This is a genomic window from Solwaraspora sp. WMMA2065 (genome assembly GCF_030345075.1).
Taxonomy (GTDB): Bacteria; Actinomycetota; Actinomycetes; order Mycobacteriales; family Micromonosporaceae; genus Micromonospora_E.
This window is the reverse complement of record NZ_CP128361.1, coordinates 6221563-6244385: the sequence shown is the minus strand read 5'-3', so window position 1 is coordinate 6244385 and position 22823 is coordinate 6221563. Positions and strand designations below refer to the sequence as shown.

Annotated in this window: 22 protein-coding genes and 1 tRNA gene; 8 read left to right on the top strand and 15 right to left on the bottom strand. The window is 71.6% G+C overall.

From position 1 onward, the window contains the following. Positions 1-41 precede the first annotated feature (41 nt). The 4 genes from O7610_RS28375 to O7610_RS28360 all read right to left on the bottom strand — a co-directional run bounded on the left by O7610_RS28375 (position 42) and on the right by O7610_RS28360 (position 5397). Positions 42-809 (bottom strand): hypothetical protein, encoded by a 768-nt coding sequence (locus O7610_RS28375; RefSeq protein WP_281553405.1) that lies wholly within the window; start codon positions 807-809, stop codon positions 42-44. A gap of 231 nt (positions 810-1040) precedes the next feature. Next, positions 1041-1117, bottom strand: a tRNA-Met gene (locus O7610_RS28370). A 148-nt stretch (positions 1118-1265) separates the two neighbouring features. After that, positions 1266-4268 carry a UPF0182 family membrane protein gene (locus tag O7610_RS28365; RefSeq protein ID WP_281553404.1) on the bottom strand — a complete coding sequence of 1001 codons (3003 nt, stop codon included), beginning with the start codon at positions 4266-4268 and terminating at the stop codon, positions 1266-1268. A 103-nt stretch (positions 4269-4371) separates the two neighbouring features. Next, the gene (locus tag O7610_RS28360; RefSeq protein WP_281553403.1) at positions 4372-5397 is read right to left on the bottom strand and encodes a YlbL family protein; all 1026 of its coding nucleotides are present in this window, start codon (positions 5395-5397) and stop codon (positions 4372-4374) included. A gap of 160 nt (positions 5398-5557) precedes the next feature. On the opposite strand from O7610_RS28360, the gene O7610_RS28355 reads away from it, so the two are divergent. Continuing rightward, positions 5558-6835: a zinc-dependent metalloprotease gene (locus O7610_RS28355; protein WP_289212242.1), complete on the top strand. Its 1278-nt coding sequence runs from the start codon at positions 5558-5560 to the stop codon at positions 6833-6835. Between the two features lie 16 nt (positions 6836-6851). Here the strand turns inward: O7610_RS28355 and O7610_RS28350 are convergent, their stop codons facing one another. Both O7610_RS28350 and O7610_RS28345 read right to left on the bottom strand, forming a co-directional pair. Further along, positions 6852-7448 (bottom strand): hypothetical protein, encoded by a 597-nt coding sequence (locus tag O7610_RS28350; RefSeq protein WP_281553401.1) that lies wholly within the window; start codon positions 7446-7448, stop codon positions 6852-6854. Between the two features lie 84 nt (positions 7449-7532). Beyond that, positions 7533-8063, bottom strand: a complete 531-nt coding sequence (locus O7610_RS28345) for a M48 metallopeptidase family protein (RefSeq protein WP_281553400.1) — start codon at positions 8061-8063, stop codon at positions 7533-7535. Between the two features lie 483 nt (positions 8064-8546). Here O7610_RS28345 and O7610_RS28340 point away from each other — a divergent pair, with 483 nt between their 5' ends. The 3 genes from O7610_RS28340 to O7610_RS28330 all read left to right on the top strand — a co-directional run bounded on the left by O7610_RS28340 (position 8547) and on the right by O7610_RS28330 (position 11402). Further along, positions 8547-8714 carry a DUF5679 domain-containing protein gene (locus O7610_RS28340; RefSeq protein WP_281553399.1) on the top strand — a complete coding sequence of 56 codons (168 nt, stop codon included), beginning with the start codon at positions 8547-8549 and terminating at the stop codon, positions 8712-8714. Positions 8715-8956: 242 nt separating this feature from the next. Continuing rightward, complete coding sequence (locus O7610_RS28335) at positions 8957-10063, top strand: hypothetical protein (protein WP_281553398.1); 1107 nt, start codon at positions 8957-8959, stop codon at positions 10061-10063. Between the two features lie 10 nt (positions 10064-10073). Then, on the top strand, positions 10074-11402 hold the full coding sequence (locus O7610_RS28330) for an ABC1 kinase family protein (RefSeq protein WP_289212241.1): 1329 nt from the start codon (positions 10074-10076) through the stop codon (positions 11400-11402). 64 nt (positions 11403-11466) lie between these two features. Here O7610_RS28330 and O7610_RS28325 read toward each other — a convergent pair whose 3' ends face one another. The 4 genes from O7610_RS28325 to O7610_RS28310 all read right to left on the bottom strand — a co-directional run bounded on the left by O7610_RS28325 (position 11467) and on the right by O7610_RS28310 (position 14860). Then, positions 11467-11610, bottom strand: a complete 144-nt coding sequence (locus tag O7610_RS28325; RefSeq protein ID WP_199757942.1) for a hypothetical protein — start codon at positions 11608-11610, stop codon at positions 11467-11469. 85 nt (positions 11611-11695) lie between these two features. Further along, on the bottom strand, positions 11696-12100 hold the full coding sequence (locus O7610_RS28320) for a WhiB family transcriptional regulator (RefSeq protein WP_281553396.1): 405 nt from the start codon (positions 12098-12100) through the stop codon (positions 11696-11698). Between the two features lie 137 nt (positions 12101-12237). Beyond that, complete coding sequence (locus O7610_RS28315) at positions 12238-12564, bottom strand: hypothetical protein (RefSeq protein WP_289212240.1); 327 nt, start codon at positions 12562-12564, stop codon at positions 12238-12240. A gap of 91 nt (positions 12565-12655) precedes the next feature. Then, on the bottom strand, positions 12656-14860 hold the full coding sequence (locus tag O7610_RS28310; protein WP_289213705.1) for an ATP-dependent DNA helicase UvrD2: 2205 nt from the start codon (positions 14858-14860) through the stop codon (positions 12656-12658). A gap of 161 nt (positions 14861-15021) precedes the next feature. On the opposite strand from O7610_RS28310, the gene O7610_RS28305 reads away from it, so the two are divergent. The 4 genes from O7610_RS28305 (at position 15022) to O7610_RS28290 (ending at position 17321) form a co-directional block, all read left to right on the top strand. After that, entirely contained in the window at positions 15022-15267 is a 246-nt protein-coding gene (locus tag O7610_RS28305) for a mycoredoxin (RefSeq protein ID WP_281553394.1), read from the top strand. 161 nt (positions 15268-15428) lie between these two features. Next, a complete protein-coding gene (locus O7610_RS28300; RefSeq protein ID WP_281553393.1) occupies positions 15429-16580 on the top strand; it encodes a helix-turn-helix domain-containing protein in 1152 nt (383 codons plus the stop codon). 45 nt (positions 16581-16625) lie between these two features. Further along, a complete protein-coding gene (locus O7610_RS28295; protein ID WP_289212239.1) occupies positions 16626-16862 on the top strand; it encodes a DUF397 domain-containing protein in 237 nt (78 codons plus the stop codon). A gap of 219 nt (positions 16863-17081) precedes the next feature. After that, positions 17082-17321: a hypothetical protein gene (locus O7610_RS28290; RefSeq protein ID WP_281553391.1), complete on the top strand. Its 240-nt coding sequence runs from the start codon at positions 17082-17084 to the stop codon at positions 17319-17321. A gap of 77 nt (positions 17322-17398) precedes the next feature. Here the strand turns inward: O7610_RS28290 and nudC are convergent, their stop codons facing one another. The 5 genes from nudC to O7610_RS28265 form a co-directional block, all read right to left on the bottom strand. Continuing rightward, positions 17399-18376: an NAD(+) diphosphatase gene (gene nudC, locus O7610_RS28285; protein WP_281555445.1), complete on the bottom strand. Its 978-nt coding sequence runs from the start codon at positions 18374-18376 to the stop codon at positions 17399-17401. 70 nt (positions 18377-18446) lie between these two features. Continuing rightward, positions 18447-19829, bottom strand: a complete 1383-nt coding sequence (locus tag O7610_RS28280; protein WP_281553390.1) for a M16 family metallopeptidase — start codon at positions 19827-19829, stop codon at positions 18447-18449. Beyond that, positions 19826-21133 carry a M16 family metallopeptidase gene (locus O7610_RS28275; RefSeq protein ID WP_289212238.1) on the bottom strand — a complete coding sequence of 436 codons (1308 nt, stop codon included), beginning with the start codon at positions 21131-21133 and terminating at the stop codon, positions 19826-19828. The genes O7610_RS28280 and O7610_RS28275 overlap by 4 nt, the downstream gene beginning before the upstream one ends. A 46-nt stretch (positions 21134-21179) precedes the next feature. Next, positions 21180-22136: a hypothetical protein gene (locus O7610_RS28270; RefSeq protein ID WP_289212237.1), complete on the bottom strand. Its 957-nt coding sequence runs from the start codon at positions 22134-22136 to the stop codon at positions 21180-21182. Between the two features lie 163 nt (positions 22137-22299). Beyond that, positions 22300-22497, bottom strand: a complete 198-nt coding sequence (locus O7610_RS28265; RefSeq protein ID WP_289212236.1) for a hypothetical protein — start codon at positions 22495-22497, stop codon at positions 22300-22302. Positions 22498-22823 lie beyond the last annotated feature (326 nt).

The window sequence follows — 22823 nt, the reverse complement described above, 5'->3', positions numbered from 1 at the left end:
CTGTGTCATCACGATGCCCTCCCATCACGCCGCTGCTGTTGTCACCGTCGCAAGCCGATGACACCAGCAGCCCGCTCCGCCTCTCGAGCTGCCTGTTCGACCGCCGTTCGCAGATGCATGAGTCCGGTCCGCGCCTCCCGTACCCGAGGGCTGTCCGCCGATCGGTCCGGCCCGGACCACGAATCGCGCATCGACTCACAGAACGTCTCGACAGAATCACGGATCACCTCCATCGATGGGCCCAGGACCGCCGGCAGGGCATCGAGATGCAGCATCAGCCGGAGGCGGGGCTCGTCGAGGCTGGTCCCCTTCGGTTGTCTGGCGGAGGCATCCGCGTACCGGGTGAGAGACTCGTCGGCTGCCCGAATGAACTCGGCCACGGCCACCCGAAGCTGGGCGGCCTGCTGGCGCGCCTCAGTCCGCCGGTGGACGCCGGTCGTCAGCACACTGGTGAACAACGCGCTGATCAGAGCGGACACCAAGGTGAGTGCGCCACCGATCAGCAAGCCACGCATCTCGGAGGTCGGTCCGGCGCGTGCTGCGTCTGGATCGATGCTCAGCGCCGCGATCATGGTCGCACACGCCCGGTCAAAGTCGGCCGGCTGAGTGTCCCGCCATCGCGAGATCGCCACCTGCTGCCCATCTAGTACCACCCGGTCCCCGCTTGCCGACTCGACCAGGCCAAGCAACTCCGCAGCCTGACCGACCTGCTGCTGACGCGCGGGCGACAAGCAGACCAACGTCGACGCCTCCCGATCCAGTGGCTCGGCTGCCAGACTCCGCGCCGGATCGGCGATCACGATCGTCATCAGTACGAGGCAGGCGAGCAGCGACTGTATCCGACCAGTGTGGATCGCTCGCATACTGTGTCACTGTAGCGCTCTGATTCCCGTGTGACTGTCCCCCGACGGCACGAATACGGCTTCAGTCCGATAGCCGTCTCGGCGGGCACCTGAGGGCGACGAGGGCTCAACGGGGCTGGGCGGGAGTCCGGTACGCGAAACGGCCCGCCAGGGAGATCCCTGGCGGGCCGTTCACCGTGGTAGCGGGGACAGGATTTGAACCTGCGACCTCTGGGTTATGAGCCCAGCGAGCTACCGAACTGCTCCACCCCGCGGCGATGAGTTAACCCTAGCGCATACCGTCAGCCCGCCGCAAAACGACCCCCGTACTGACCGACTGGCCTCGGTGATCCCACCCTGATCCACCCACAAAAGCGGACAAGTCGGGATCACCGAGGCCGGTTCGGCGTCAGTCAGTTGACGTCAGCCGGTCGGTGACGGGTCGGCACTCGGTGACGGGTCGGTGGTCGACGGCTGGGCACCACCCACCCCGGCCGCCTGCTGCGCCGCCTGGAACGCCGTCATCGCGGCGTCCAGCCGGGCCAGTGCCTCGCCGTACCGCTGGAAGTCGCCGGCCGCCTGCGCGGCGCGGGCCTCGTCGATCGCGGCGCTGACCTCGGCGGCGGCCGCCTGCAGCTCCGGGGTCACCAGGCCGGGGTCGCCGGTGGCCGACGGGGTCGGGGTCGGGGTGCCGCCGGGCTCCTCGCCCTCACCTTCGCCTTCGCCCTCTGGCGGGGTCGTCGGCGCACCACCCGCCTCCGCCTGCTCGATCAGCTGCCGGATGCCGTCCTGCACGCTGTTGGCCAGCACCACGTACGAACCGCCGTCACCGTAGGAGAGCAGCACCCGCTGCAGCAGCGGATACGCGTTGGTCTGGTTGCTCTTCACGTAGACCGGCTCGACGTAGAGCATGCCGTTGCCGAACGGCAGCGACAGCAGGTTGCCGTACTGCACCTGCGCCTGGTTCGACGACAGCAGGTTCAGCTGCTGCCGGATGGCCGCGTTGTTGGTCATCCGCTGGTGCACCTGCACCGGGCCGGAGATCGCCGTCTGGTCGGGCAGCTCCAGCACCTGCAGCTGCGGCTGCCCGTCGACGTACGACCCGGAGATCAGCGCGGCCAGGTTCTGCCGGCCGGCCGGGGTCACCGCCGAGGTCAGCTGGAACCGTGGCTCGTCCTGCTCCGGCAGCTGGGTCATCAGGTAGTACGGCGGCTGCTTGACCCCGCTGTCCGGCGAGTCCGGGACGTTCGGCACCTCCCAGAAGTCCTGGCCCGAGAAGAACTCGGCCGGGTTCGTGACGTGGTAGCGGGCCAGCAGGTTGCGCTGCACCTTGAACAGGTCCGCCGGGTAGCGGAAGTGGGCGACCAGATCCGGCGGCGTCTCCGCCTTCGGGATGACCAGGTCGCCGCCGAACGCCGCGTTCCACGCCTTGAGCACCGGGTCGTTCTCGTCGAACTCGTACAGCCGGACGGTGCCGTCGTATGCGTCGACGGTGGCCTTGACCGAGTTGCGGATGTAGTTGACGTTCTCCCGGGCCAGCACGAAGGTGCCCTGGCCGGTCAGCTCGTCGGCGGTCTCCGCCTGCAGGTTCACCCGCTCCGAGTACGGGTACGTCGCCGAGGTGGTGTAGCCGTCGACGATCCACTGGATCCGGCCGTCGACCACCGCCGGGTACGGGTCGCCGTCCATGGTCAGGAACGGGGCGACCTTCTCCACCCGGTCCCGTGGGTTGCGGATGTACAGCAGCTTGGAGTTCTCGTTGACCGCCTCGGAGAGCAGGAAGTTGGTCTCCTGCTCGTTGATCGCGTACAGCAGTTTGCGGCCGAACGAACCGACCTCGACCCCGCCGGTGCCGGTGTAGGTGTAGTACTGCTCGCCGCCGCTGGAGGTGGGCCGGTCGAACTCGACGTTGCTGTCGCCGGGCGAACCGACGATGGCGTAGTCGGTGCCGTCCATCTGCTCGCCGTAGTAGATCCGCGGCTGCTCGACCGGGATCTCCTCAGTGGCCGAGGAGCACTGCTCCTGCGCCTGGTCGCCGAGGAAGCCGGAGACGAAGTACGGCTGCCCGCCGCAGACCACCTGGTTGGCCGGCGCGCCAACCATGCCGTACCCGTGGGTGAAGACGGTGTGCCGGTTGATCCAGTTGCTCTGCTGCTCGGTCAGCTCGCCGTAGTTGATCTCCCGCATGCCGACGACGTAGTCCTGGGTCTCGTCGTCGATGGTGTAGCGGTCGATGTCCAGCTTGGTGCCGAAGTCGTAGAAGCCACGCACCTGCTGCAGCTGGGTGTAGGTCTCGGAGACCAGCTGCGGGTCGAGCAGCCGGATGTTCGGCACCACCGCAGTGTCGGTGGCCAGGCTCTCCGGCGGCGTCAGGTTCGTCGCCGGATACGGCGTCTGCTGGCTGATGTCCAGCCCGAACGCTTCCCGGGTGGCGACGATGCCCCGTTCGATGAACGCCGCCTCCTTGTCCCGCAGGCTCGGGTTGACCTCGAAGGTCTGCACCGCCCACGGGTAGATGCCGCCGATCGCCACGGCGGAGATGCCCAGCAGCGCCAGCGAGATCCCCGGCCAGACCAGGTTGCGCATCACCGCGTTGGAGAACACGATGATCGCGATCGCCACCACGATCGAGATGTACGCCAGGATCTCCTTCGCCGGCAGCAGTGCGTTGATGTCGGCGTAGCCGGCGCCGTAGATGCGCGCCTGCTCGTTGTACTCCAGCAGCATGCCGCGCCGGTCCAGCACGTACGCAACCGCCTTGAGCAGTACGAAGACGGCGACCAGGGTGGTCAGGTGGGCCCGCGCGGCGGTGGTCATCCGGTCACCGATGCCCTGCAGCCGTACACCGCCGTAGAGGTAGTGCACGGCGAGCGCACCGATCACCGACAGCACCACCGCGGTGAACGCCAGGCCGAGCAGGTAGCGCAGGAACGGGTACTCGAAGACGTAGAAGCCGATGTCGATGCCGAACTCCGGGTCGGTGACGCCGAACTCCTGGGAGTTGCGGAACAGCAGCCACTGGCTCCACCGGTTCTGCGCGGACAGCCCGGCGAAGACACCGACCAGCGCCGCGGCCACGGCGATCCAGATGCCGATCCGGGGGCTGAGCAGCATCCGGTAGCGCTCCAGGCTGACCTGTTCCGGCGAGTGCGGTCGCAGCGCCGGCCGCAGCCGGTACGCCAGCCACAGATTGGCCGCGACCACCAGTGCCATGGCCAGGCCGACCGCCGCGAACAGCAGCAGTCGGGTGAACAGCACGCCGGTGAAGACCTGGGTGTAGTCGACCTCCTCGAACCACAACCAGTCGGTCCATGCGTTCACCCCCCAGCCGAGCAGGGTGAACAGAAGGAAGATCCCGATGAGTACGCCGACGGTGACCCGGCCACGTCGGCTCATTCCGGGCATTGGGCTGCTACGCATGACCACGACTAGGTACTCCGCACGTTGGTGTGATCCGCTGGGCGATCAGGCACCAAGACTACGGGGTGTGTCCACCTCAAGGCCGGTTGAGGTGCACCTGACCGGGGTGTCAGTCGCTGCCGCAGAGCGTCGGCTTCTCGCCGGTACGCAGCCGGGCCAGCGCGTCGAGCGCCTCGTCGAGGGTGGCCACCCGCAGCAGCGGCAGGTCGGGTACGGCGTTCGCGACCGCTTCGGCGCAGTTGGCCTGCGGCACGAGGAAGGCGACCGCACCCGCTTCCTTGGCCCCGACCAGCTTCTGCGGGATACCACCGATCGCGCCGACGCTGCCCTCGTTGTCGATGGTCCCGGTCCCCGCGATGATCTTGCCGCCGGTGAGGTCCTCGGGTTCGAGCTTGTCGATGATGCCCAGGGCGAACATCAGCCCGGCGCTCGGCCCGCCGATCTCGTCGAGATCGATGGTCAGCTCGAACGGCCGGGGCTGCTCCTCGGTGATCTCGATGCCGATCCGGGGTGGGCCGCCGTCACTGGCCCGGGTGGTGATCTCGGCGGTGGCCGACCGGCCGTCGCGGGTGTAGCCGATGGTCAGCGTGCTGCCTTCCGGCTCGGCCCGGATCAGCTCGGTCAGCTGCGTCGCCGAACTGACCGGCGTGCCGTCGACCGAGGTGATCACGTCGTCGACATCGAGCAGCCCGACCGACGCCCCGTCCGGGGTGACCGCCCTCACCAGCACCTGCACCGGGTAGCCGAGCTGGCGCAGCGCCGCGGTCTCGGCGCTGGTCTGCGACGCCGCGAAGTCCTCGGCGTTGCGCTCCTCGACCTCTTCCTGGGTCTGCCCCGGCGGGTAGATCACCTCGTACGGCACTACCGCCTCGGAGTCGCTCAGCCAGCCGGCGATCGCCTCCCGCAGCCCCACGTTCGGGCGTACGCCGACGGTGGTGAGCCGTAGCTGCCCGGCCGAGGTCGAGGTGTCGGTCCCGGTGATCTGGATGACGTCCTCGCCGTCGTCGGTGCCGAGCGTGTCGACCGTCGGGCCGGGGCCGAGCACCACGTACGGGACCGGTGCGGCGAGCACGGCGTAGGCGAGCAGTGCGGTGAGCAGCGCGCCGAGGATGACCGTGACACCGCGACGTCTCATGCGCCTGAGCGTACCGACTGCGCTCACGACCGCGACGCGGACCGCGTACCGACGCAAACCGCGCAGCCGGGCGGTGACGTCGCGCCTGCGACACGGCGCTTCGCGCTGAGCGGAACGCACCGGCGGCGTTGCAGCCGCTGGCCCGCGTACCGTGGAGGGCGTGCCTGATACTCCGTTCGGCTTCCAGCTCCCCGGCGGCCAGCCTCCGGACCCCAACGACCCCCGGCAGATGCAGCAGTTCATGGCGCAGCTGCAGCAGCTGCTCGCCGCTCCGGGCAGCGGCCCGGTGAACTGGGACCTGGCCCGGCAGGTGGCGGCCAGCCAACTCGCCGCCGAGGGTGACCCGTCGGTCAACCCGCACGAGTGGCACACCGTCGAGGAGTCGCTGCGCGTCGCCGACCTGTGGCTGGAGTCGTCGTCGACGTTCCCGTCCGGGACCCGCACGTCGGCGGCGTGGAACCGCAACGAGTGGATCTACCGGACGCTCGACGTGTGGCGCAAGCTCTGCGACCCGGTGGCCGGTCGGATGGTCGGCGCGATGGGCGACCTCGTTCCGCCGGAGGCCCGCAGCCAACTCGGCCCGATGCACGCCATGATGACCACTCTCGGCGGGGCCCTGTTCGGCGGTCAGCTCGGCCAGGCGCTCGGCTCGCTCGCCACCGAGGTGCTGTCGGCCAGCGACATCGGGCTGCCACTCGGCCCGGCCGGCACCGCCGCGCTGCTGCCCGCGAACATCCGGGCGTACGGGTCCGGCCTGGAGCTGCCCGAGGAGGAGGTGCGGCTGTACGTGGCGCTGCGCGAGGCGGCCCACCAGCGCCTCTTCGAGCATGTGTCGTGGTTGCGGGGGCACGTGCTGGCCGCGGTGGAGACCTACGCGTCCGGGATCACCGTCAACCGGGAGGCGATCGAGGACGCCCTCGGCCGGGTCGACCCGATGAATCCGGAGTCGATGCAGGAGATTGCCATGGAGGGGATCTTCACTCCGGAGGACACCCCCGCCCAGCAGGCGTCGTTGGCCCGGATCGAGACGGTTCTCGCGCTCATCGAGGGCTGGGTGTGTCACGTCGTCGACAGCGCCGCCGGGGACCGGCTGCCGAACGTCGTGAAGCTGGCCGAGGCGTTCCGGCGTCGGCGGGCGGCCGGCGGGCCGGCGGAGCAGACCTTTGCCGCCCTGGTCGGGCTGGAGTTGCGGCCCCGCCGGCTGCGCGAGGCGGCCGCGCTGTGGGCCGCGCTGGACACCCATCGTGGGGTCGACGGCCGGGACGCGTTGTGGAGCCACCCCGATCTGCTGCCGTCGGACGACGACTTCGCCGACCCGGAGGCGTTCGCCCAGGCGAAGACCGATTTCGACCTCGGTGACATCGACTTCGGCGGCGACCCGCCGGAGCAGCCGGAGCAGCCGGATCCGCCGCAGCCGCCGGCCGACGGACCCCGCTGACCGATAGGCCCCGGGTTCAGCCGGGGGTCAGCAGCGCGCGGGTGGTCTCCCAGCCTTCGATGGCCGGGTTCAGGGCAGCCAGGTCCGCCGGGCCCCGCAACCGACGCCAGGACGGCGTCACCGCCACCTGTTCCGGGTGCGGCGCCGCCGCCCGGACGGCCTGCGGATCGGCGGCGAGGTTCAGCGGCGGCAGCCAGTCCGGAGCTGGCAGTTGGGCCGCCACGCCGAGCAGTCCCCCGCCGTCGCCGCCGGCCGGAGCCACCGCCACCGGCCGGGTGGTGATCGGTCGCAGCAGCTTGCCGATCAGCAGGCCGGGCAGGTCCGGCGCGTCGGCGGCGAGCACCGCCGCCTGGTCGTAGCCGTGTGCCGCGACGGCGGCCAGCGCCGCGTTGACCGAGAGCTCCGGCAGCGGATGGATCGGCATGTCGGGCCAGGCGATCGACCTGGCCAACGGCAGGTCCGCTTCGCTCGCGGCGATCGCCGGTTCCACCTGGCTCAGGGTGGCGAGCAGGTCGACCATGTCCTCGGCCAGGGCGGCCCGCCAGGCGGCGGGATCGGTGCCGGGTGGCGACCAGTCGACCAGGTCGAGAAGAATGACCACGGCACGGCGCATCTGACCCACTCTAGCGGCGGCGTACCCGGCAGGTCCGGGGCGTACCCGGGGTGGTCGGCGTAGTCGGTGCACCCGGCAGGTCGGTCAGTCGGCCAGGACGAAGCCGCTGGCCGCCGCCACCCCTTCCAGGTAGCCACGGGCACGTTCCGCCTTGGGGTAGCGGCCGACGAGCTCCCAGAACCGGGCGTTGTGGCTCGGCACGACCAGGTGCGCCAACTCGTGCAGCAGGACGTAGTCGATGACCCAGTCCGGCATCTCCTGGATCCGGTGGGATATCCGGATAGTCCGGTCCGCCGGGGTGCACGACCCCCAGCGGCTGTTCTGGTTGGTCACCCACCGGACGCTCGTCGGGGCCACCACTCGGGCATGATCCGGCAGGTACCGGTCGACCAGCCGGCGGGCCCGGCCGACCAGCTCGCTGTCCGATCGACGGAGGCGTTCCTCCCGGGCCGCCAGCCGGGCGAGCATCCGGTCCACCCACTCGGTCTCCTCGGCCCGCGAGAACTGGTCCGGGATGAGAATGACGACGCGTTCGCCCTCCCGGTACGCGGACACCGTCCGGCGTCGGCGCTGGCTGCGCCGTACCTCGACGACCGGCTTACGCGCCCCTGCCATCAGCGGCCCGCGCAGCCCCGGGTTTCGCTCACGATGGCACGCTAATCCGTACTGACCAGGGGAACGCAAGAGGCAACACGGCGCAGCCAGGGTGAATCACCCCTTTTGGGGCCGATTGTCGCGAAAAAAGTTACCCACTCGACCGCCGTACGTCGCGCCCGAGCCGCCCAGGATCACCGTAGGCGATCGCGAAGAAGTTTTCACCTCCACCCCCCGGCCGGTGACCACCTGCGGATCTTCTCCCGGCGTGTCACTGCGAATCTGACTTATCCGATCTATTGCGGCATGCACACTCTCGACGTCGACTTACTCACAGTGTCGGTGAATTGTTGACATGGAACCGCCCAGTCCTGGGTAGGGTCCGCGGACCGGCGGTCAACAGTGGCCGCGGAGAAATCCCAGCGCGCGGCGCCACCGGTGGTGGCCGCGAGCGGGTGCACGCCGGGTCTGCAACCACCCGGCGAGGAGACGAGGAGGGGCACCGTGGCCGACCAGGCCCAGACCTACAACGGTTACTGCGTGAAGTGCAAGGAGAAGCGCGACTTCGAAGGCACCGTCGCAGTGTCGAAGACCGGCATGAACATGGCCAAGGGCAAGTGCCCGGTCTGCGGCACAACAGTCAACCGGATCTTGGGTAAAGCCAAGGTCTGACTCGCGGCGCTGCGTCGAAGGGGCGGCTGGAGCCGCCCCTTCGACGCGCACGGCCATCGCAAACCACAACCACCAACAGCCGGTCGTACGCCACTACACGCTGCGTCATGTCCGAGCCGCGACACCCCACCGACCGGGCTGTGGAAAACTCCCCGGAACCTGTGGATAACCGAGGATGTGCGGGGCACAGGCTGTGGATAACGAGCCAACGAGCGTTCCGTTACGGTGACAGCCTGTTGTCCATGCCCACCAATCCCCTGCTCAGGCCGACTCTGTTGCCCGGCCTGGCCCGCCTCTGGCGGGACCGCGACACTCTGCAGCTCGGCTCGGACCCGGCGCACGCCGTACTGCTCGACCTCACCGACCCGGCACTGTCCCGGCTGCTCGACCTCCTCGACGGCAGCCGGTCGACCCGCGCCGTAGTGGACCACGCCGTCCGGCTCGGCGTCCCGGCCGACCAGGCCCGGCACCTGCTGGACATGCTGATCGCCCGAGGCCTGATCGTCGGCGCGCACACCCTGCTGCCAGCGAACCTGCCGGAGCACGCCCGGCACCGGTTGACCGCCGAGGCGACCGCCCTGGCGCTGCGCCGCGACGAACTTCCCGGCACCCCGGCGCAGATCCTGCGGCGGCGCGCCGCCGCCCGGATCGTGCTGACCGGCCGGGGTCGGCTGGCCCGGCCGCTGGCCGTCGCGGTGGCCGAGGCGGGGATCGGCCACGTCGCCATCGACCTGGCCGATACGCGCGAAGCCCGGGAAGCCGTCGCCGCCGCCGTCAGCCAGGCGGTTCCCGGGGTCGAGACCCGCCCGGTACGGCCCGGCCAGGCCACCCTGACGGTGCTGCTCGGCGCCGACCGGCCAGCCAACCTGCTCGCCGCGAGCTACGCCCGGCACCGGCAGGCCCACCTGCTGGTCGACATCCGGGACCGGACGCCGGTGGTCGGCCCGCTCGTGCCGACGACCGGCACACCGTGCCTCAACTGCCTGGACCTGCACCGCCAGGACCGGGATCCGGGCTGGCCGCAGCTGGCGTCGCAACTGTGCGCGATCGGCCCGGCGACGATCTGCGACTCGGCGACCCTGCTGGCGGCGGTGAGCGTCGGGACGGCCGAGATCCTGGCGTTCGTCGACGGTGGGAGCCCGGAGACGATCGGGGCGGCGCTCGAGGTGCACGCCCCGGCCCGGCTGCGACGCCGGGCCTGGCCTGCCCACCAGGGCTGCCACTGCCACCGTCGCCGCCCGCGCCGCTGCACACCGGGGCGGAGCCCTGCCGATGGGATGGGCCACGCTCCGGGGGCCGGTGGCATGAGCCACGCTCAGCCAGGGGTCACGGTCCGCGATCGTCGGTAACAATGGCCAGGTGACCGAAATCCCTCGCTGGGCCGTGTCCAGGACCGCCAAACTCGCCGCGCTGCCGATCGGCTTCGCCGGCCGCACCGTCCTGGGGCTGGGCAAGCGGGTCACCGGGCTCGCCTCCGACGTGATCTCCACCGAGATCCAGGAACGCACCGCCGAGCAGCTGTTCAGCGTGCTCGGACAGCTCAAGGGTGGTGCGATGAAGGCGGGACAGGCGCTGTCGGTGTTCGAGGCGGCGCTGCCGGAGGAGCTCGCCGCTCCGTACCGCCAAGCCTTGACCAAGCTGCAGGAGGCCGCCCCGCCGTTGCCCGCCGGGTCGGTGCACAAGGTGCTGGCCGAGCAGCTCGGCGCCGACTGGCGGGAACGGTTCGTCGAATTCAACGACCGGCCGGCCGCCGCGGCCAGCATCGGCCAGGTGCACCGGGCGGTGTGGCGCGACGGCTCCGCAGCTGGCCGGCCGGTGGCGGTCAAGGTGCAGTATCCGGGGGCCGGCGACGCCCTGCTCGCTGACTTCAAGCAGTTGTCCCGGCTGAGCACCATGTTCCGGGCGATCCAGCCTGGGCTGGACATCAAGCCGCTGCTCAACGAGCTGCTGAACCGGCTGGCCGAGGAGCTGGACTACGAGCTGGAGGCCGAGTCGCAGCGGGCGTTCGCCACCGCGTACGCCGGCGACGACCAGATCATGGTGCCGGCGGTGCTCGCCGCCGCGCCCCGGGTGCTGGTCACCGAGTGGATCGACGGCATCCCGCTTTCGAAGATCGTTTCTTCCGGTACGGCGGACCAACGCGACCGGGCCGGGCTGCTGATGGCGGTGCTGCATTTCTCCGCGCCGGCCCGCGCCGGGCTGCTGCACGCCGACCCGCATCCGGGCAACTTCCGGCTGCTCGACGACGGCCGGCTCGGCGTGGTCGACTTCGGTGCCGTGGCCCGACTGCCCGGCGGGCATCCCGAGCCGATCGGCCGGCTGGTCCGGCTGACGCTCGACGGGGACGCCGACGCGGTGGTGGCCGGGCTGCGCGACGAGGGCTTCATCAAACCGGACGACCCGATCGACGCCCCAGCGGTGCTCGACTTCCTGCTGCCGATGCTGGCGCCGCTGGCGGCCGAGGAGTTCCAGTTCACCCGGCAGTGGCTGCGCGACGAGGCGGCCCGGCTGGCCAACCCGAAGTCGCCGGCTTACCAGCTGAGCCGACACCTCAACCTGCCGCCGGCCTACCTGTTGATCCACCGGGTGACGCTCGGCTCGATCGGGGTGCTCAGCCAACTGGAGGCCCGGGCCCGGTACCGGGACGTGGTGCGGCGCTGGCTGCCGGGTTTCGCCCCGACCGGCTGACCCGCACGCACGGGTGGTGGGGTAGTGCCCGGTCCCCGCTGTGTACAGCGGGGACCGGGCTCGGTCAGCGCCCGCTCAGGCTGCGGGCCCAGAGGTGCCGGGCCTGCATGGCGACGGTGCGGGCGGATCGGGGTGCCTCAGTACGCGCGGTGCCGGCCTGAGGCGGTTGCATTCGCGCCCGGGAGAGCGCCTCGTAGAGCAAGTGCATGACGGTTTCTCCTGTGATGGTCGGTGCTGCGGTGTGGGTGGTCTGTGCCGGCGCCCGGCCGGTGCTCGTCGTGATCCGATGCATGTCAGGCCGCCAGCCGGACGGTGCCGCGGGCACCGACGACGCCGTTGGCCGCCATGCGTGCCTCGACTTCGCCCCGCAGGGCGGCGTCACGGGCCAGGTCCTCCTTGCGTGGCCGGCCGCGGGGCCGCTTACGCGGCACGACCGCCCCCCGCTCGAAGATCTCGCCGCCCCAGACGCCCCACGGCTCGGCCCGCTCGATCGCCCCGGCGAGGCACTCCACCCGCAGCGGGCAGTCCACGCAGAGCGACTTGGCCAGCTCCAGCTCCGTCGGGGAGTCGGAGAACCACAGGTCAGGGTCGAACTTCCGGCACGGCAGCTCCGCCACGACGTCCGGCTGGCCCGTTGCGGCCGGCCGGCACCCCGGCTGGTAGTCGCTGCGGTCGAGAGTGGCAAACGCCAGACTCATCGCCCGGTCACCTCTTTCTTCGCTTCGATCTCGTGGATCGCTTCCGACTTGCTCGTACCTGTGCGGCGGCAAAAACTAAGGCCGCGGATCCCGGTTGCGGGTTCCGCGGCCTCGAGGTGAGCCGGTGTGGTCTGGTGTCAGACCGGCCTTCCTCGAGGGGGAACACCGCGGGCAGCATCCATGAACGGCTTCTTGGCCGCCGGGATGGTGGTGCGAACGCTGCCTTCGGAGCTGCTGGTGCCATTGGTCGTCGCGACTACGGACGCACCCCGGAGCCGGAGCCAGCCCTGATCGACGCCAGCCCACCCGTTGACCGTGCGGTGCTGCTCGACCTGGATCTGGATCTGGTCCTGGTGCGCCACTGCCGAGTGACCGATGGGCGCGACGGCGGCCAGATAGCCACCGACCGTCGGAGCGCAGGCAGCGGTCAGCGTCGACAGCGTGGAAGTCTCGTAGCTCAGCACCGTCGTCACCTCCTGCCTGGACTCGTCACGAAAACCCTCCACCCCGACGGAGCAGCGAGAACGCCCACTGCTCGCGAGGTGTGACCTGAGGCTAAGCCTCTTGCGACGCCGGGGGCAAACCATTTTCCGGGTCGGATTCCGAACTTTTTTGCCAGTCAAGATCATCTACGGCCACACCGCCCACCAGAGCGTGCACCGACGGACCGTAGAGTCCCAGCTTGCGGGGGCCGATCCCGGCGATCGCCAGCAACTCGGCGTCGCTGCCGGGCCGCCGCTCGGCGATCGCCAGCAGGGTCGCGTCGGTGAACACCACGTACGCCGGCACCCGCTGGTCGCCGGAAACCCGCGACCGCCACGCCCGCAGCCGGTCCAGCAGATCCTCGTCCAGATCCGACGGACAGGTGGCGCACCGGCCCAGCTTGCGGTCGACGCCGGCCAGCAACGTGGTCCCACAGACCCGGCAGGAGACCGGCTGGCCGCGTCGGCGCTCGCCGGAGCGGCCCGCCCCCGGACCGCCGCGCCGAGCACCGCCGGCACCACCGCCCGAGCGGTCCAGCTGCGGCAGGAACCGGCAGGGCCGGCGGGTCCGCCCGCCCGGCGACCGGGCGGCACCGTAGGACAGCCACAGCCACTGCCGGGCCCGGGTCACCCCGACGTAGAGCAGCCGGCGCTCCTCCTCCAGCTGCTCGGCCGTGCGGGCGTACGTAGTGGGCAGTGTCCCGTCGGCGAGCCCGACCAGGAAGACCGCGTCCCACTCCAGGCCCTTGGCCGAGTGCAGGGAGGCGAGGGTGACTCCGGCGACGGTCGGCACGTGCTGCGCCGCCGCCCGCCGCTGCAGCTCGGCGCAGAAGTCGGCGAGCGGGACCGGGCGTTCGCTGACCGCCGCCTCCCCCACCGGCACCAGCACCGGTTGGGCGCCGAACTCCTCGGCCAGCTGGACCAACGCAGCGAGCGCCTCCCAGCGTTCCCGCGCCGCCCCGCCGGGCGGCGGCTGGTCCGGGGTCCAACCCACCGCGGCGAGCCCGGCGGTGACCGCCTCGACCAACGGGGTCTCCCCGGGCGTCGACCGGACCGCCGAGCGCAGCGCGACCATCGCCTGCCGGATCTCGGCGCGTTCGAAGAACCGCTCCGCGCCCTGCACCACGTACGGCACCGCCGCCTCGGCGAGGGCCTTCTCGTACGCCTCGGACTGGGCGTTGGTCCGGAACAGCACGGCGATCTCGGCGGCCGGCGTACCCGCCGCGATCAGCTCGGCGCAGCGCGCCGCGACCGCCGCCGCCTCGGCCGGCTCGTCGGTGAAGATCCGCACGTCCGGCTCCGGGCCGGGCTCGCGCTGGCCGACCAGCTCCAGCCGCAGCCGGGCCTCGGTGCCCTTGGCCTGCCTGATCACCGTGTTGGCCAGGCCCACCACCTGCGGCGTCGACCGGTAGTCGCGGACCAGTCGCACCACCACCGCCTCCCGGCGCCGACGGGCGAAGTCGACCAGGTACGCCGACGTGGCGCCGGTGAACGAGTAGATCGTCTGGCTCGCGTCGCCGACCACGGTCAGGTCGTCCCGCTCCCCCAGCCAGGCGTCGAGCAGCCGTTGCTGCAACGGGTTGACGTCCTGGTACTCGTCCACCACGAAGTGCCGGTACTGGGCCCGGACCTGCTCGGCGACGTCCGGGTGCTCCTCGATGCCCCAGATCGCCGCCCGCAGCACGTCCTCGAAGTCGATCACGCCGTTGCCGCGCTTGATCTGCTCGTACCCGGCGTACACCTCGGCCACCTTGGCCGGCTCGTGCGGAGTCTCCCGCAGCGCCTTCGCCGCCGCGACGGCGTACTCGGACGGCTCCACCATCGCCGACTTCGCCCACTCGATCTCACCGGCCAGGTCCCGGGCGGCGGCCCGGTCGGTGCGCACCCCGACCCGACCAGCGGCGAGGGTGACCAGCCGGACCTTGCTGTCCAGCAGCTCCGGCATCTCCCGGCCGCCGAGCAGCCGGGGCGCGAAGTAGCGGACCTGGCGCAGCGCCGCGGCGTGGAACGTCCGCGCCTGCACCCCGCCCACGTGCAGCGCGCCGAGGCGGGCCCGCATCTCGGCAGCGGCCCGCGCGGTGAAGGTGACCGCCAGTACGTGCCGGGCGGCGATCTCGCCGGAGAGCACCCGGTAGGCGATCCGGCTGGTGATCGCCCGGGTCTTCCCGGTGCCGGCACCGGCCAGGATGCAGACCGGCACCGGCGGAGCGGTCACCGCCGTACGCTGCTCCGGGTCCAGCCCGCTCAGCACTCGGCCTGGTCCTGGGTCTGAGTTGATGTCGGCCGCCACGGGTAGGAATCATCGCAGCCTCGCGCGACGTTGCACCGGCTAGCCCGGGTGCCGCCCGGGCCGGAACTACTGCGCCCCGGCACCGCCCGGGGCCGGCGACCCGGCGGGCGAGTGCCCGCCGTGGCCCGACGACCGCGGAGGACCTGCAGATGTTGACCATGTATTCGACCAGTTGGTGCGGCTACTGTCACCGGCTCAAGTCGCAGTTCGACCGGGAGCGGATTCCCTACGAGGTGGTTGACATCGAGCAGGACGCCGAGGCGGCCGCGTACGTGATGGGGGTCAACGGCGGCAATCAGACGGTACCGACGGTCCGTTTCCCGGACGGTTCGGCATTGACGAACCCGAGTATCGTTCAGGTTCGGCAGCGGCTCAGCGACCTCGCGGCGAGCTGAGTCGCACTCACGGTCCGTCCGCCGCCGTGCACAACATCGCATTTGGCTAACACGCCCACCAGAGGACCCCACCGAGGCAGCAATCGGGCCATACTGTTTCGGGCCGTGACCCACATCGCCGCGACATTGGCGGTCACCAAACGGATCGGGGGTGGTTTCCGGTGCAGCCCGAGGAGCCCGAGCAGCCCATACCGAGCCCGAACCTGCGTCGTCGCCGCCTCGGCAGCGAGCTGAGGCGGCTGCGGGAACACGCCGGACTGACCGGTGAGCAGGTGATCGAAAGAGTGAAGTGGGCGTCCGCGTCCAAGCTCTCCCGGCTCGAGAACGGGCGCAGTCGGCCGGGGGTCGGCGACGTGATGGACCTGCTCGACCTGTACGGCGTGACCGGCTCCGAACGCGATGATCTGGTCGGCATCGCTCGCGACGCCGGCAACACCCGAGCCTTTCTCAGCTCGTACGCGGTGATGACCAGCCTCCAACGGGCGTACGCCGAGCTGGAGGCTGGTTGCACCGAGATCCAGGAGTACGGCGCGGTGATCATCCCGGGCCTGCTGCAGACCTCCGCCTACGCGAAGGTGCGCATCCTCTCGGCGCGCCCGCTGGTGGAGATGGTCGACGAGCGGGCCACCGGACGCCGGACGATCCTGCAGAAGGCGACCAACCACCGGACCGCCGGCCAGAAGCGCAACGCCGACGACCCGGACACCGAGGTCGCGGCCCGGCAGTCCCGGCAGTCGATGCTGCTGCGCGAGAACGGGGCGCCGAAGTACACCGCAGTGCTGGAGGAGGCGGCGGTCAGCCTGCGCTGCGGCCCGCCCGACGTGATGGTGGCGCAGCTGAAACATCTGCTCACCATGGCGCAGCTGCCCAACGTCACCCTGCGGGTGCTGCCACCGAACGCCACCGTGGCCTCCTGGTACCTGTCGGAGACCGCGTTCTCGATCTACCACTTCGCCGACCCGGAGGACCTGAGCGCGGTGGCGGTCGAGACGCTCGCCGCCGACATGATCGTCAACGACGTGCCGGTGCTCGAACGGTACGGCCAGGTCTTCGACTGGCTCTGCGAGGCCGCCCGCAGCCCGCAGGAGTCGATCGACTGGCTCAGCGACGCCGTGGCCCGGCACGTCGCCGCCGGCGCCACCGAGCTCGACTCCGTACCCGACGGCACCGCCCCCTCCTCCCCCACCACCCCTGCCCCGCTGTCCCCGCCCGCCGCGGGCGGGGCAGGCCCCGGCCGACCGGCCGGGCCGCCGATCCAGCGTGGACCGCACGAGCGGACCACGCGCCGGACCGGCCAGGCGATCCCGGACTGACCGACGGTCCGCCCGCCCGGTCCGTTTGACCAGCAAGGAGCAGGAATGAACCCAGCAGATCAGTCCAGCGTGCGCGTCCCCGGTCCGACCCCGCCCGCCTGGCGCAAGAGCAGCCGCAGCCAGAGCACCAACTGCGTCGAGGTCGGGGCGATGGCGGGTCACCGCGCACCGGTGCTGATGCGCGACAGCAAGGACCGCAGCGGGCCGGTGCTGTCGTTCGACCGCACCACCTGGCGTGACTTCATCGACAGCGCCAAGGATGGCGAGTTCGACCTGATCTGACCGCCGGCACCGCAGGGCAGGTCGAGCCGGGTGGCCGACGCCACCCCGACCCGGCTCGACCGAACGGACATCAGGATCGATCCGTTCGTCAGGTTTGACCGGCCACCGCAGCGGGTTCTCCTCCTGCGGAGACAACCGATGGAATTTCCAGCAGGAGCCTGTCCGACCTGAGCCATCGGCCGTCCCACCACCCAGGTCACCGGTTGCTCGGAGTCGTTCATGCGATACCTGATCGTCCGCACGGAGATCCGCGCGGTGGCACACGACGAACTCATCACCGCGGTCCGCACCGGCCAGCGCATTCGCGACGAGCGGACCACACCCGAGCCGCGCCGGCAGACGGTCTGTGCGGAGAACCTCGAAGCGGCCATGCACCTGGCCCGCGCACTGTCCACCGTCGGGCCGGTCCGCTCCGGCCGGCAACGGGTGAAGGTAGTGCCGGTCCCGCCCATCCGCTGACCGGCACCCACCGGACCGGCACCCACGGACCGGCACCCACCCGGCGAGGTCCGGCACGGCGGAGTCCGGCACGGCGGTCACCGGCCGGGGTCCGGCGCGGTCTCCGCCACCCAGCTGCGGATCAGGAACGCCGCGATCGACGCCGGCGGCGCGAACCGGACCGGGTACCCGTCGCCGGAGTCGAGCCGCTCACCCGCCAGCCCGGCGGCCACCTCGGCCCGGGTGAACCAGCGCGCCCGGATGATCTCCTCCGGGTCCGGCCGCAGCGGCTGCTCCGGGTCGACCCGGCCGAGGTAGCCCAGCATCAGGGTGCCCGGGAACGGCCAGGACTGGCTGCCGACGTACCGCATCGCAGTCAGCGTCAGACCCACCTCCTCGGCCACCTCACGGGCGACCGCCGACTCGGCCGACTCGCCGGGCTCCACGAACCCGGCCAGGCAGGAGTAGAGCCGGTCGGGCCCGTCGCCGCGCCGGGCGTGGTGGTTGGCCAGCAGACACCTCCCGTCCGGGCCGGGACCGCCGTCGGTCAACAGCACGATCACCGCCGGATCGGTCCGTGGCCAGCTCCGCGTACCGGTGTCGTCGACGCGTGACCAGCCACCATCGGTTGCCCGGGTCGGCAGCCCCGACGACGCCGAGTAGCGGTGCCGGGCGTGCCAGCTGACCATCGCCGCAGCGGTGGTGAACAGCCCGGCGTCGCGGTCCGGCAGCAGATGGCCGACCTCCCGGACAGTCACCGACCGCAGGCCCGGGTCAGCCACGGACGGCACCGCCACGGACGAGGACAGTACGGACGACGGCGGTACGGACGACGGTAGTGCCGCGTCAACCGCGAAGACCGGGGTGCCGTCGTCGACCGTACCGATGAAAATGCGGTCGGTGACCTCGACGGCCGGTGCCTGGTCCGGGCGCACCAGCACCAGGGTGGTCCCGTCGGCGCCGTCGCGCACCAGCGCCCGGCCACCGGCCGCGCCGTCCACCACCAGCACCAGCGAACGTGGCCAGGCCCGCGCCAACCACTGCGGATCCCGGCGGTACGGCGCTGCCCGGTCCATCGCGGCGCGGGCCAGCGACGGTTGTGTACCGACGGTCGGCTGCGTACCGGCGGTCGGCCCGACGGAGGTGTCACCCGGCGACATCGGGCGCTGCCGCACCAGGCCCGACTACGCCGGTGACCGACGCGTCGGACGTTTCGACCTCGGTCAACGCGGCGACCGGACCGGCGATCCGCGCGACGTCGCCGAGCACCACCCCCATCGCCAGCGCCGGTGCCAGATAGCGGGTCGCGGCGGCCGCCACCTCGTCACGGGTCGCCGAGGCGAGCCGCGCGGTGTGCTCGGCGAGAAAATCCAACGGCAGGCCGAACCCGGCGTAGGTGCTGGCCACCCCGGCCAACCCGGCCTGCGTCGACATGCCCAGCTGCAGGCTGCCGACCGCGTACTGCCGGGCCTGTTCGAGCTCGTCGTCGTCGGGCGGCAGCACCGCGAGCCGGCCGAGCTCGTGCAGGGTCTCCAGCAACGCGGGCGCGGTCACCTCGGTCGCCACGTCGGCGGCGAGCAGCAGCACCGATCCGGCCACCGAATGTTCAACCATCGAGTACGGGCCGTAGCTGTAGCCCTTGTCCTCGCGGATGTTCTCCACCCAGCGGGACGAGAAGTAGCCGCCGAACACCATGTTGGCCAGCTGCAGGGCGGCGTGGTCCGGGTGCCGCCGGTCCACCGCTGGCAACGCGATCCGCATCGACGACTGCACCGAGCCGGGCCGGTCGACCAGCAGCAGCGGGGCCGGGCGCGGCGCGGGCGCCATCGGCAGCGTCAACTGCCGGCCGCCGGCCGGCCAGTCGCCGAGCACCCGCTCCGCGGTGTCCAACGCCCGGGCAGGTGACACGTCGCCGACCAGCACCAGGTGCGCCCCGGTCGGCCGGACCCGGTCGGCGTGCAGAGCGCGCAGCCCGGCCGGCCGGACGGCGCGGACCTGGTCCACCCCGGGAACCGACTCGGCGTACGGGTGACGGCCGAACATCCGCCGGGACAGCGCGGCGCGGGCCAGGTGCGCCGGCTGGCTCAGCGCCACCTGGATCCGGTCGGCCAGCCGGGCCCGCTCGATCGCCACCTCGCCAGCCGGGTACGTCGCCCCGGTCAGCACCTCGCCGAGCAGTTCGAGCATCCGCCGCAGCCCGGTGACCAGCCCGGCGCCGGCGACCAGCAGCCGGTCGGCGTCCACCCCGGCGGACAGGCCACCGCCGACCGCCTGCAACTCGGCGGCCAGCTCCACGCCGGACCGGTCGACGGTGCCGGAGAACAGGGTCTGCGACAGCACCGTCGCCCTGGCCAGCGGGGCCCGCGCGAACGGCACCCGGAGCCGGATCTCCACCAGCGGCACCGACGGCCGGCGGATGGCGATCACCCGTAGCCCGTTGTCCAGCGTCCGCTCGGCAACCTTGGGCAACGGCGGTCGACGGGTCGGTCCGAGCGGCGGCAACGGCCTCCGGGTGGGGGCGGCGGTCACTGGGCTCCTCCGGGGACGACCTCGATCGTGGCGCGCCGGTGCGGGCGCAGGGTGGCGGCGGCCGCACGGACCTGTGTCTCGGTGACCGTGCCGAGCATCCGCGGCAACTCGTTGAGCAGCTCGGGGGTGCCCCGCTGCTGCTCCAGCACCGCCATCCGCAGCCCTCGGCCGAGCACCGCGTCGGTGTCGCGCAGCAGGTGGGTGGCCATCCGGGCCTGCACCCGGGCCAGTTCGCCCCGGGCGAAGCCGTCGACGGCCAGCCGGTCGAGCTCCTCGTCGACCGCGCCGAGCACCTTGTCGACGTCGCCGCCGGGCGGCAGATGCGCCTGCAGGACCAACGCCGACGGGTCCCGTACGTCGAACGGCTCCCCCTCGAACGACAAGTAGCCGCCGAGGCTGGTCACCGTACGGTCGCCACGCACCAGTCGCTCCACCAGCCGGGCCGCGTCACCGTCGGTGAGCACCTCGGCGAGCACCACGTACGGCAGGTAGCCGGCCAGGTCGTCGACCGGGTCCGGCACCCGCCAGGCGGCGGCCACCGCCGGCAGCGGAGCCAGCGGATCGGGGTACGCGGTACGCCGCTCGGTGGTCAGGTCCGGCTCGGCAAAGCTGGGCCGGGCCGGCGCCGGCCGGGCCGGCACGTCTCCGAAGTGCCGCTCGATCAGCCCGGTCGCGGCGGTGACATCGAAGTCCCCGGCGACGGCGAGCACCGCGTTGCCGCTGGCGTAGTAGCGGGTGAAGAACTCGGCGGCCTCACCGACGGTGGCGCTGTCCAGATCCTCGAAGGAACCGTAGCCGTCGTGCGCGTTGGGGAAGGTGTCGAACAGCACGGGCGGCAGCCGCAGCCAGGGAAACCCACCGTACGGCCGGTTGAGCACGTTGACCCGGATCTCCTCCTTGACCACGTCGACCTGGTTGCGCAGGTTCTCCTCGGTCAACTGCGGACCACGCATCCGGTCGGCCTCCAGGAACAGCGCCCGCTCCAACGCGTTGCTCGGCAGCACCTCGTAGTAGTCGGTGTAGTCCAGGTGGGTGCTGCCGTTGAAGGTGCCGCCGGAGCCCTGCACGTGGCGGAAGTGCGCCAGCTTCTCCAGGTTCGCCGAACCCTGGAACATCAGATGCTCGAACAGATGCGCGAACCCGGTACGCCCCGGTGGTTCGGACCGGATCCCGACGTCGTAGACGACCGCGACGCCGACCACCGGCGCGCTGCGGTCGGGCGCCAGGACCACCCGCAGGCCGTTGGGGAGGGTGAACCGCTCCACCGGGTACGCGGTCGCCGGGATCCGCACTGTACGCGCCACGGACCGACCCTAACCTGTCGGCGACAGTCCTCGGTGCACCGCCGGATCATTCGACACGTACGGATGCGTACAGGTCGTCGACCACCCAGTCGAGCTCGCGGTGGGTGCCGGGGATGGAGACGAACAGCACCGCCGCGGTCGGGCGTCCGACGTCGATACACGCCACCGCCACCAGTTCGTCGGTGGCCTGCAGGCCGGGCTGGGTGAAGTGCAGCCGGAACACCGTCAGCCAGGCGGGTCGCCCACCGATCGGGGTCCGCTCGTCGCGGATCAGGTCCATCCGGTTGGGCTGCGGGTAGTACTCGGCGCGGACGTCGGCGGCCACCTGCCGGCCGACGCACTCCAGGTCGAGGGAGAGCGCGTCGTTGTCGGCGGCCGGCACGGCGGCGGACAGGATCGAGGCGTGGTAGTCGCTGAACCCGTTGTAGTCCGCCTCGGTCACGAAATGCTGCCCCACCTTGTACGGCACCTGCAGCGCCCCGGCGTTCCACACCGTCGACCACGGCCGCCACGGTTCGCCGTACTCGGTGTAGGAGATCCCGGCGTCCGGGTCGACGGTGCGTGGCCCGGTCGGTTCGGGCAGCGCGGGGCCCAGTGTCGGGCCCGGTGTCGGGTCCGCCGGCGTGGGCTGCCCGCCGGGGCCTCCGGTGGGTCCGGGGCAGAGCTGGGCCAGCGGCGGCCGGACGTCCGGCGGCGGATCCGGGCTGCCGAACGGGTCCGGGTTGCCGCTGAGCACCAGCACCAGCACGGCGACCAGTCCACCGGCGAGCACCACGGCTGCGGCACCGCCGAACCACCACAGCCGCACCCCGTCCCGCCCGCCGCGCCCTGGGTCAGTCGGCGGCCGCCCCGACCCGACGCCTGGGCCGGTCGGCGGCCCGGTGGGCGGGCCCGCGTCGGCACCGGCGGCCGGGTACGGGCGGCCCGACCGGGTGACCGGCCCGGCGGACCAGTCCACGGCGGTGCCGGACGTTGCCCGGTCAGACGGCGGCGGATGAGACATCTCCCTTAGTGAAGCACTCGTCGGCGGGAAAACCGGCAGCGCCCCGACCGGTGCGGCCCCGGCGTGCCGACACCGCGCCGCCGGATCAGCGCGGGGCCGCCTGGACGCGGATCAGCGCGGGGCCGCCTGGACGCGGATCAGCGCGGGGCCGCCTGGACGCGGATCAGCGCGGGGCCGCTTCGATGTCGGTGGACCGTACCGCCGGGTCGGGTGCATGCAGTTCGACGACGACCGGCCCGGCGCCGGCGGTCGGACCGGTGTACCAGGGAGTGACGACAGAGGCCAGGGCCAGTAGCACGCCGAGCATCGCGACGCCGACGACGAGCAGGATCTCCCTCGTCGCGCTGGTCTCGGCTGTCATCTCCACCCGACCTCTCTGCCCGGGGGTCGCGTCCCGGCGGCCGTGCCTCGTCCGCCAGCCAAAGGATCCCGGTGGCGGGCGCGACGTGCAGTCAGCCATCGGACGAAAAGCGTGGATGTCTCGCGGAACCCGCCGGCCGTACGGACGACCCTGCTCATCCGTGCGGCGTCACTGTCCGTCGACACCGGCTGCTCTGACAGACCGTGCGGCCGGCCGCGACGACGAACGGCCGGCGGATGGCGCGGCCAGCGGATCCGTCGCAGGCGTCAACCGGTCCGGCACCGGGTAGAGGGACCCGCGTACCTGTCGGCACCACCTACCTTTCG

What these genes read in the sequence shown, in the direction of transcription:
- O7610_RS28325 (WP_199757942.1), bottom strand. Translation starts at nt 11,610, where the DNA reads ATGCACTTGCTCTACGAGGCGCTCTCCCGGGCGCGAATGCAACCGCCT.
- nudC (WP_281555445.1), bottom strand. Translation starts at nt 18,376, where the DNA reads ATGGACCGGGCAGCGCCGTACCGCCGGGATCCGCAGTGGTTGGCGCGG.
- O7610_RS28295 (WP_289212239.1), top strand. Translation starts at nt 16,626, where the DNA reads ATGAACCCAGCAGATCAGTCCAGCGTGCGCGTCCCCGGTCCGACCCCG.
- O7610_RS28345 (WP_281553400.1), bottom strand. Translation starts at nt 8,063, where the DNA reads ATGGCAGGGGCGCGTAAGCCGGTCGTCGAGGTACGGCGCAGCCAGCGC.
- O7610_RS28350 (WP_281553401.1), bottom strand. Translation starts at nt 7,448, where the DNA reads ATGCGCCGTGCCGTGGTCATTCTTCTCGACCTGGTCGACTGGTCGCCA.
- O7610_RS28320 (WP_281553396.1), bottom strand. Translation starts at nt 12,100, where the DNA reads ATGAGTCTGGCGTTTGCCACTCTCGACCGCAGCGACTACCAGCCGGGG.
- O7610_RS28270 (WP_289212237.1), bottom strand. Translation starts at nt 22,136, where the DNA reads ATGTCTCATCCGCCGCCGTCTGACCGGGCAACGTCCGGCACCGCCGTG.
- O7610_RS28265 (WP_289212236.1), bottom strand. Translation starts at nt 22,497, where the DNA reads ATGACAGCCGAGACCAGCGCGACGAGGGAGATCCTGCTCGTCGTCGGC.
- O7610_RS28360 (WP_281553403.1), bottom strand. Translation starts at nt 5,397, where the DNA reads ATGAGACGTCGCGGTGTCACGGTCATCCTCGGCGCGCTGCTCACCGCA.
- O7610_RS28305 (WP_281553394.1), top strand. Translation starts at nt 15,022, where the DNA reads ATGTTGACCATGTATTCGACCAGTTGGTGCGGCTACTGTCACCGGCTC.
- O7610_RS28335 (WP_281553398.1), top strand. Translation starts at nt 8,957, where the DNA reads ATGCCCACCAATCCCCTGCTCAGGCCGACTCTGTTGCCCGGCCTGGCC.
- O7610_RS28290 (WP_281553391.1), top strand. Translation starts at nt 17,082, where the DNA reads ATGCGATACCTGATCGTCCGCACGGAGATCCGCGCGGTGGCACACGAC.
- O7610_RS28375 (WP_281553405.1), bottom strand. Translation starts at nt 809, where the DNA reads ATGACGATCGTGATCGCCGATCCGGCGCGGAGTCTGGCAGCCGAGCCA.